The following is a 10,263-nucleotide window of genomic DNA, read 5'->3' as shown; positions in this document are numbered from 1 at the left end:
GATGGTGGCGGCTTCGAACAGGTCGGTGCTGTACTCCAGCTCGCCGTGCAGGCCTTGCGGGTCTTCGGTCAGCGTCAAGGTCAGGTCAAACTTCGCCGTCACTCGCTCGGCCTGCATCAGCTCGGCGCGCAGGCCAGGCAAAACCAGCCCGGTCATCGGCGCGTTCTGCAGCACCAGCATCACCTGGAACAAGGGCGAGTAGCTGGTGTGCCGCTCCGGCCGCACGGCCTCGACCAGTTGTTCGAAGGGCACGTCCTGGTGATCGTAGGCTTCCAGCGTGGTCTGCCGAACTTGCCGCAGCAGGCTGAGGAAGTCCTGCGCCAGGTCCACCTGGGTGCGCAGCACCAGCGTGTTGACGAAGAAGCCGATCAGGTTCTCGATTTCGGTGCGGTTGCGGTTGGCGATGGGCGTGCCGATGCAGATGTCGCCCTGGCCCGAATGCCGCGCCATCAGCAGATTGAAGGCCGCGCACAGCGCCATGAACAGCGTGCCCTGCGCCTGGTGACCCAGCGCCCGCAGGCCGGCCACGTCAGCCGCCGGCACGGTGAACGGCAGCGCCGCGCCGCGGTGGGCCAGCTTGGTCGGCCGCGGCCGATCCGTGGGCAGGGCCAGCAGCTGCGGGCTGCCCTCCAGCTTGCGCTGCCAGTAGCCCAGCTGCCGTGCCAGCAGGCCGCCGCTCAGGCGCTGGCGTTGCCATTCGGCAAAGTCCGCATACTGGATGGGCAAGGCCGGCAAGGCCGGCGGCAGGCCCTGCAGGAAGGACCGGTACAGGGCCGCCACCTCCTGCACCACGATGCCCATGGACCAGCCGTCCGAGACGATGTGGTGCATGGTCACCAGCAGCAGGTGCGCATCGCTGGCCAGCCGCAGCAGGCGGAAGCGGATCAGCGGGCCGGTCGCCAGGTCGAACGGCTGGTCCGCCTCAGCTTGCAGCTGTTCACGGGTTTGTGCCTCGCGCTGCGCTGTGGGCAGGCCGCTGAGGTCCAGCGTCTGCAGCGGCAACACCAGCGCTGGCGCGATGACCTGCACCGGCTCGCCCGCTTCCATCGCGAACGAGGTGCGCAGCGCCTCGTGGCGGCGCACGATCTCGTTGAGCGTGCGCGCCAGCGCGTCGGTGTCCAGCCGGCCCGTCAGCCGCACGGCGGCCGGGATGTTGTAGATGGCCAGGCCCGGCTCGTACTGGTCCAGGAACCACAGTCGCTGCTGCGCGAACGACAGCGGCCACGAGGTCCTGCCCGCTTGCCGCGGCATGGGCTTGACGGCCGCCGGCGCAGCCCGTTCGGCAGCGGCGGGTGCCGGCGGTTCAGGCTCCGCCGGCTCCTGGGGTGGCATGGCCGGCTCCACGCCGGCCGCAAGAGAGTCACCCGCAAACTCAGCAGCAAAAGGATAGGTGGGCAAGCTGATCCGCTTGGGACGGGCAGCGCCATCCGCGGCTGGGTGCAGGCGCTGCCAGTCCAGGTCGAGGCCTTGGGCCCACAGATCGGCCAGCTTGCCGAACTTGCCCTTGGCAATCCAGGCCCGCACGGTGGCGTCCATGTCCTCGTCGTCCAGCAGCGCGGCCAGCGCCTGCCGCCCGGCTTGCCCGCGATGCAGGCCGCCAAGCTGCAAGCTGCCCGCGATGAAAGCGGCCAGCTTGGCCCGCAAATCGTCCAGCGAATCCACCCGCAGCGCCAGGCGCTCTGCCATGGCCTCGCGGCCGACCTGCAGGGTGTAGGCCAGGTTGGCCAGCGTCAGCCCCGCTGTGGCCTGCGGCGTGGCGATGGCCGCCAGCAGCCGCTGCGCCTGCCGCCGCAGCGCAGCCTCGTCGCGGGCCGACAGCAGCACCAGCGCCGGTCCCTGGCTCGCGTTAACTGCCTCGTCCACCTCCAGCGGCGGGATGTGCTCCGCGATCACCACATGGGCATTGGCGCCGGCAGGCCCGAACGAAGAGACGCCCGCCATCCTTGGCAACTCGCACGGCTGGGCGTCCAGGGCCAGCACCGGGCGGCGCCAGTGGGTCAGCTGCGAACCAGCCTCCGGCAGCAAGGTCTGGTGCTTCATCTGCAGCAGCAGCTTGCTCAGGCCAAGCAGGCCGCTGGCCGCCTGCGTCGCCACGTAGCGAACCGCCCGCGCATCGACCCCCGCCCGCTGCAACGCCTCGCCGACCAACCGGGCCTGCTGCGCAGCACGGGATGCGGCATCGCCACGCGTCCTGCCCGGTGAGCTCACCGCACTGCCCTTGATCACGCCATGGACGTGATCGCCATCGGCCAGCGCACGATGCAGCGGCTTGAGCACCAGCGCGCCGACGGCCTCGCCGTCCACGCCGCCGGCAATGGCCACCTCGCTGTCGCCGCTGCGCAGGCTGTCGACGGCCAGGTGCACCGCCGTCAAAGCGGACGCACCGGCAGTGTCCACGGCCATGCCGGGGCCCTGGAAATCGAAGCACTGCGACACCTGGTCGGCAATGGCCCAGCCGCGCTCGTGGCTCACACCGACAAACAGGCCGATCTTCCGGCTGCGCGCCAGCCGGGCAGGTGTGTAGCCCGCTTCTTCGACGCTCGCATGCACCTGCTGCAGGAAAAGCCGCGCCTGCGGCCCCATCGCCTGGGCCTGCTGCGGGCTGAGGCCGAAGAACCGGGGATCGAACCCGCGGGCCTCGTTCCACAGCTCGGTCTCGGGCGCGGCCGGGGCAGGCCGAGGCGTCCCCGCGAGGTGGGCCCAGAGCTCGCCGACATCGGCGGCCTGCGGGTAGCGCCCGGCGAGGCCGACGATGGCCACGTCGAAGCCAGGCCTCGCCTCAGGCTCGCTCACCCATGGGGAGACCACTGCAGGGGCGACGGGACTCGGCACCGCAACGCGGTCCAGACCCGTCCAGCGCCGCAAGGCCTCGGCCTCGGTCTGCATGAAATGGTCGACCAGGCGCTCGATGGTCGGATGCTCGAAGAACAGCGAGGTGCCGATGCCCTCGGCCCCGATCGAGTCGCGCAGGGCATTGGTCAGCTCCAGCGCCAGGATGGAGTCGATGCCGTATTCGTCGAAGCCGATGTGGGCCCGGATGGTTTCCACCGGCAGCCCGACGCCCTCGCTGATCAGCTGCCTGATCTGCAGGATGCTTTTTTCACGCAAGCGCTCATCCGCGGCCCGCGCTGGATTTGCAGCAATCGAATCGATCATCTCGGAGGTGTTCCGCTTGGGTTGGGTTTCGCGTGCGGCTGGCGGCACGGCTTCGTTGGCTGCGTCGCCCGGGCGCACGGCGCCGCCTGGCACCCAGTGGCGTTCCTGGGCGAAGGCATAGGTCGGCAAGCTGATGCGGCGCCGCGGGTGCGTGCCGTGCAACGCCGCCCAGTCCAGCGCAAAGCCCTTGACCCACAGGGCCAGCAAAGGGTCCAGCTCGGCATTCGCCAGCCAGCCGCGCACGGCTTGCGCATGGTCTTCGTCCGCCAGCAGGGCCGCCATGGCTGCCTTGTGCGGCCGGACCTGGCCGCGATGGCAGACTTCCACGCTAGGCTCGCCGGCCAGGAAACGCGCCAGCTTGTCGCGCAACTCGTCCAGCGATCCTGCGACCAGGGCCAGCCGCTCTTCCATGGCCTCGCGCCCGACCTGCAGCGTGTAGGCCAGGTCGTTCAGGTCAAGGCCTGCGTTTTCCAGCAAGGCGATGAAAGCCGAGAGCTGGCGCGCCTGCGCAAGCAAGCGCTCTTCATTGCGCGCCGAGAGCACCACCGCGACCGGCCCGGCATCCACAGCCGCAGCCGCCGGCGCGACGTACTCCTCCAGCACCACGTGTGCATTCACCCCGCCAAAGCCGAACGAGCTCACGCCCGCCCGGCGCGGCAGCGGCCGGCCCTGCGCGTCACGCAGCGCTTCCCATTCGCGTGCCTCCTGCACCACGTAGAACGGGCTGCCGTCCAGGTCGATGTAGGGGTTCAGCGTCTCGCTGTGCAGGCTCTTGACCAGGGTCTTGTGCTTCATCTGCAGCAGCACCTTGACGACGCCCGCCACACCGGCTGCGAGTTCCAGGTGGCCGATGTTGGTCTTGACCGAGCCGAGGCCGCAGTGCGGTGACGCCACTGCGCTGTCGCCGGTGGCAGCGTAAAGCTCCTTGAACGCGGCCTTGAGCCCGTTGATCTCGACCGGATCACCCAGCGGCGTGCCGGTGCCGTGGGCTTCGATGTAGCTCACGGTGCGCGGGTCGATGCCAGCGTTGCGGTGTGCCTTGGCGATCACCGCGGCCTGCGCCACCGGGTTCGGGGCCGTCAGCGAATTGGCGCGCCCGCCGTGGTTCTCCGCGCTGCCGCGCACCAGGCCGTGGATGTGGTCGCCGTCGCGCTCGGCGTCCGACAGGCGCTTGAGCACCAGCATCGCCACGCCTTCGCCGCGTACATAGCCGTTGGCGTTGCTGGCGAAGGTCTTGCAGCGGCCATCCTCGCTCAGCATGCCGGCCTTGTTGAAGCTGATGTGCATCTCCGGCGTGACCATGGTGTTCACGCCACCGGCGATGGCCAGGCCGCAGTCGCCACGCTGGATCGCCAGGATGGCCCGCCGCAGCGCCACCAGCGAGCTGGAGCAGGCCGTTTCCACCGGCTCGCTGGGCCCATGCCAGTCGAGGAAATAACTCATCCGGTTGGGCCCCACCGAGGGCACGCCACCGGTGGACGAGTAGGCTTCGCCGCCCAGGCTCACGCGGTTCAGCAGCGTGCCGTAGCCTGCCGCACCGGTGCCGACGTAGATCGCCGTGTCGCTGCCCGCCAGCGTAGGGCCCGCGTAACCGGCATCCTCCAGCGCCTTCCAGACGTGCATCATCATCAGCCGCTGCTGCGGGTCCATCAGCCTGGCTTCCTTCGGCGAGATGCCGAAGAACATGGGGTCGAACTGATCGATGCCGGCCATGAAGCCGCCCCACTTGATGTGGGTGCGGTTCTGCTCGTGCGCCGGGTCGCCGAACCATTCGCGCCAGTCCCAGCGCTCGGGCGGGATCTCGGTGATGCAGTCCTGGCCCTGGGCCAGCACGCGCCAGAAGGCCTCAAGGTCCGGCGCCTGTGGGAACTGCCCGCTCATGCCGATGATGGCGATGGGCTCGTCCAGCGCCTGGCGCCGGCTCGCCACCGCTGCCGGGCGGGCCACGCTGGCGCGCCCGCGCGACCGGGGCCGTTCACCCGCAGGTTCCTGCGCGAGCACGGGGGCCATGGCGTCTGTCATCTCGGCGACTGCTGGTGCGAGCAGCGGTGCGAGTGCCGCGTGATGCTCGCTCGCCAGGTGGCCGGCCAGCGCGTCCAGCGTTGGATGCTCGAAGAAGATCGTCGGCTTCACATCGATCCGGTATTGCTGGTTCAGCGCATTGCCGAATTCGGTCAGCGAGATGGAGTCGAAACCGTATTCGCTGAGCGCCGTGTCGCCATCGATGTCCTCCGGCTTGACCTTGATCAGCTGCGACACCATCTCGACCAGCATGCGCCTGACCTTGTCCTGCAGCGCGCTGCCAGCCGGGGCGGGCACGGCGGCAGGCACCGGCCTGTCGTCCTGCGGGGCACTGCCCATTGGCGAGCGCACGCCGAACTGCCGCAGGCGCACGCAGACGGCACCCTGCTCGTCGCAGAGGTCGATGTCGAAGCGTTGCACGGACTCACCGGCCTGGCTGCCGGGGCTGCGCTGCGCGATGGCCCACATCGCCAAGGTGCACGGCGTGAAGGTCTCCAGGCTGCCAAGCGCAAAGGGCAGCATCAACTGAGGCTCGCCCACTTGCAGGCCCAGCGTGGCCTGCAGGGCCGCGTCCACCAGACTGGGGTGCAGCTGGTAGTCCGGCCAGGTGGCCTGCGCCGCCTCGGGCAAAACCAGCCGTGCCAGCACCTGGCCGGCGCCGACAAACAGCTCGTGCAAGCCGCGGAACGCGGGGCCGTAGCGCAAGCCCATGCGGGCGAAGCGCTCCTGGCACTGCGCGCCGCTGAGATGCGCCGCGTCGCAGCGTTGGCGCAGCGCCGCCAGGTCGTGGACCTCGGCGTGCGCTTCCGCCAGAACGGACCTGGCCACGCCGTGGCTGTAGACCACAGCCTCGTCGCCAGCGCCTTCGCCGCGAATCTCGAAACCGAGCTCGCCGTTCGCCTCCGGGTACAGCGCCACATGCACCTGCAAGCCGCCCTCGCCCACCAGGATCGGACGCTGCCAGGCCACGTCATGCAAGGCGATGCGACCGGCCTCGCCCAGCACTTTGCTTGCGGCCTGGCGCGCCATCTCCAGCTGTGCCGCAGCGGGAAGCACACGCGCCTCGCGCACCACATGATCGGCCAGGAAAAAGGCCTCGCCGCTCAGCTGCGTGCTGAAGCGCAAGCCGTCCAGGTCCGAGGTGTTGCGGTGAAGCAGCGGATGCAGGGCTGCCGTCGCGGCAGCGCCGGCTGGCTTTGCATCGTCCGTCCGCACCCAATGCCGCTCGCGGGCAAAGGGATAGGTCGGCAGGCTGACGCGGCGTGGCCGCACCGCGCCGTAGAGGCGCTGCCAATCCACCGCCATGCCCTTGACCCACAGGTCCAGCAGCTTGCCCAGCTTGCCCTTGGCCATCCAGGCCTCGGCGATGGCGGCCATGTCCTCGTCACCCGCCAGCGCGGCCAGCGTGTCCTTGTGCGCCTTGACCTGGCCCCGGTAGACCTCGGCCATGGCGAGCTTGCCGGCAAGGTGGTCGGCGAGCTTCTCGCGCAGCTCCGCCAGCGAACTGACGATCAGCGCGAGCCGCTCCTCCATGGCCTTGCGCCCCACCTGCAGCGTGTAGGCCAGGTCGGCCAGCACGATGCCGGGCTCGGCTTCGATGGCAGCAAGCAACTGCCGCACCTGTTCGGCGAGTTGAGACTCGCTGCGCGCCGAGAGCACGACGGCGACAGGGCCTGCGTCAGCCGTGGCAGCTGCCGGCGCGATGTACTCCTCCAGCACCACGTGTGCATTCACGCCACCAAAGCCGAACGAACTCACGCCCGCGCGGCGCGGCAGCGGCCGGCCCTGTTCGTCATGCAGCGCAGCCCATTCGCGTGCCTCCTGCACCACGTAGAACGGGCTGCCGTCCAGGTCGATGTAGGGGTTCAGCGTCTCGCTGTGCAGGCTCTTGACCAGGGTCTTGTGCTTCATCTGCAGCAGCACCTTGACGACGCCCGCCACACCGGCTGCGAGTTCCAGGTGGCCGATGTTGGTCTTGACCGAGCCGAGGCCGCAGTGCGGTGCTGCGACTTCGCTGTCGCCGGTGGCCGCGTAAAGCTCCTTGAACGCGGCCTTGAGCCCGTTGATCTCCACCGGGTCGCCCAGCGGAGTGCCGGTGCCGTGCGCCTCGATGTAGCTCACGGTGCGGGGGTCGATGCCGGCATTGCGGTGCGCCTTGGCGATCACCGCGGCCTGCGCCACCGGGTTCGGGGCCGTGAGCGAATTGGCGCGCCCGCCGTGGTTCTCCGCGCTGCCGCGCACCAGGCCGTGGATGTGGTCGCCGTCGCGCTCGGCATCCGACAGGCGCTTGAGCACCAGCATCGCCACGCCTTCGCCGCGCACATAGCCGTTGGCCTTGCTGGCAAAGGTCTTGCACCGGCCGTCCTCGCTCAGCATGCCGGCCTTGTTGAAGCTGACATGCGCTTCGGGCGCAACAAGGGTGTTGACCCCGCCGACGACGGCCACCGAAGCCTCGCCCTTCTGCAGCGCCGCCACCCCGCGCCGCAGCGCCACCAGCGAGCTGGAGCAGGCGGTTTCCACCGGCTCGCTCGCGCCATGCCAGTCGAACAGGTAGCTGAGCCGGTTGGGGCCGACCGAGGGCACGCCGCCGGTCGCGGCATAGGCTTCGCCAGCCAGGCGTGCGCGGTTCAGCAGCGTGCCGTAGCCGGTCGCCCCGGTGCCGACGTAGATCGCCGTGTCGCTTCCCGCCAGCGCCGTGCCTGCATAGCCGGCGTCCTCCAGCGCCTTCCAGACCTGGGCCATCATCAGCCGCTGCTGAGGGTCCATCAGCTCGGCCTCCTTCGGCGAGATGCCGAAGAACATCGGGTCGAATTCGTCGACACCCTCGATGAAGCCGCCCCACTTGACGTTGGTCTTGTTGTCTTCGGTGATCGGGTCGCCGAACCAGGCCTGCCAGTCCCAGCGCTCGCGCGGTACCTCGCTGATGCAGTCCTTGCCGGCCTGCAGGTTGCGCCAGAACTCGGCGATGTTCCGGGCCTGCGGGAAGTGGCCGCTCATGCCGATGATGGCGATGGGCTCGTCAACCACCGGCCTTCGGCTTGCGGTTGCCTGTCGCTGGTTGAAGAGATTGCGGCCACGCGAACCGGTGCGCTGGTGCGCCGGTGGCGCCACGGCCGGCGGCGCCGTGGGCAGCATGCTGGCCGCCCCGGCGAACCGCGGCGCCAGCGCCGCATGGTGTTCCCGTGCCAGGTGGCCCGCCAGCCCGTCCAGCGTCGGGTGTTCGAAGAAGATGGTCGGCTTCAGGTCGAGCTGGTACCGCTGGTTCAGCGCAGCGCCGAATTCGGCCAGCGAGACCGAGTCGAAGCCGTATTCGCTCAGGGCCGTCTCGCCGTCGATGTCCTCCGGCCTGACCTTGATCAGCGCCGAGACCATGGCCACCAGTTGACGCTTCAGGCCTTCAGACAAGGCCTCAGGGTCCAGCAGGCTGCCTGCCGCTTGGGGCTGCGTCACAGGCGGCAAGGTTTCTGCCTTCGACGCAGGCTCGCCCAGCAGCCACGGCCGGATGCGGGCGGCCTCGCCCGCGACGACCAAGCATTGATGGCGAGCACTCGCCAGCGCCCGCCGCAAGGCCAGCACGCCGTACTCGGTGGTCAGCGGGTGCAGGCCGAACTGCTGGCTCAGCAGCTTGCGTGTGGCCGCATCGACCTGCATGCCACCTTCGTCCCACAGCGGCCAGTTCAGCGACAGGGTTTGCCCCCGGCGTTTGCCTTGCGCCACGAGGGCGCTGCGATGCTGTGCAAACGCGTCCATGAACGCATTGGCCGCCGCATAGTCTGCCTGCCCGGCATTGCCCAGCGCACCGGCAATCGATGAGAAGCAGATGAAGAAGTCCAGCGCCATGTCGCGGCTGGCCTCGTCGAGGTGCATCGTGCCGGCCACCTTGGCGGCCAACACCTCGCGCAATTGCTGCGGCGTCTTCCTGGCGATCAAGCTGTCGCGCAGCACCCCGGCGCTGTGGACGATGCCGTCCAGTCCTTCGAACTCCTCGGGAATGCTGTGCAGCAGCTGTGTCAAGGCCGTGCCGTCGCTGACGTCGACCGCGTGATAGCGCACCACGGCACCCAGCGTTTCCAGCTCGCGAATGCTGGCCTGGATGCCTTCGTTCAATGCCGAACGGCCGGTCAGGATCAGCACCGCGTTCCTGGCGTGGCGCGCGATCTCCCGCGCGAAGATCAGGCCCAGGCCGCCGGCGCCACCGGTGATCAGGTAGACGCCGTGTGGCTTCCATGGCGAGGCGACATCAGCCGCCACCGCAAGTTCCGTCCAAGCAGCGACTTCACGCTCACCGCTGCCGGTGTATCGCACCTGCCGCGCGTTGCTGCCGCAGTTGTCCAGCAAGGCCTGCGCAAGGTCCTGCCCGGGCTGCACGCCGATCACCTGGCCGGTGATGCGCGGGTTCTCCACTTGCGCCGTGCGCAGCATGCCGCCCAGGCCCGCCAGGACCTGGCCTTCGCCGGTCGCCGGGACGAGCACCTGGATCAGGTGCCTGCCGGGCTGGTTGGTCAGCGCCTGCAGTTGTCCGAGCAACCCGATGGCAGCGGATTCGAAGCGTTGCGCCAGGGCACCGTCATTGGCAGGTGTCAGGCAGACGATGCCGGGCAGACGCTCTGCCAGATCGGTGGCCTCCACGCCACACAGCAGCACGACATGCCGAGCAAATGCGTCGCCCGTTGCCGGCGCTGCCGCTTGCGCGGTCCAGCTCGGCTGCAGCAGCAGCGTCTGGATCGATGCCTGGGGCGCGGCAGCCCGTGGCGGCGGCAAGGGCTCGACGCGCGCAGCACCGGCAATGGACGAGCGCAAGCTGAACTGCCCCAAGCGCACGCAGACATTGCCCTGCTCATCGCACAGGTCGATGTCCAGCCGCTGCACCGCATCACCTGCATTGCTGCCGGCACTTCTGCGCACGACCGCCCACATCTCCGCCGCGCAAGGCGCCAGCACTTCCAGCGCACCCAGCGCAAACGGCAGGCTCAGCGGCGCGTTCTCCGCCTGCAAGCCCAGCGTGGCCTGCAAGGCCGCGTCCAGCAGGCTGGGGTGCAGTTGGTAGACGCCCTGCGGCGCCGCATCCGGCAGGCTGATGCGCGC

The 10,263-nt window shown here is 69.4% G+C and carries 1 protein-coding gene; it reads right to left on the bottom strand.

Annotated features, from left to right (window positions below; translation table 11 throughout):
• A partial coding sequence (locus tag AC3WR5_RS33190; RefSeq protein ID WP_492490060.1) for an SDR family NAD(P)-dependent oxidoreductase occupies positions 1–10,263 on the bottom strand: 10,263 nt, incomplete at both ends.

The organism is Ideonella sp. FW305-24, assembly GCF_058788035.1.
This window is presented reverse-complemented; position numbering and strand designations above follow the sequence as displayed.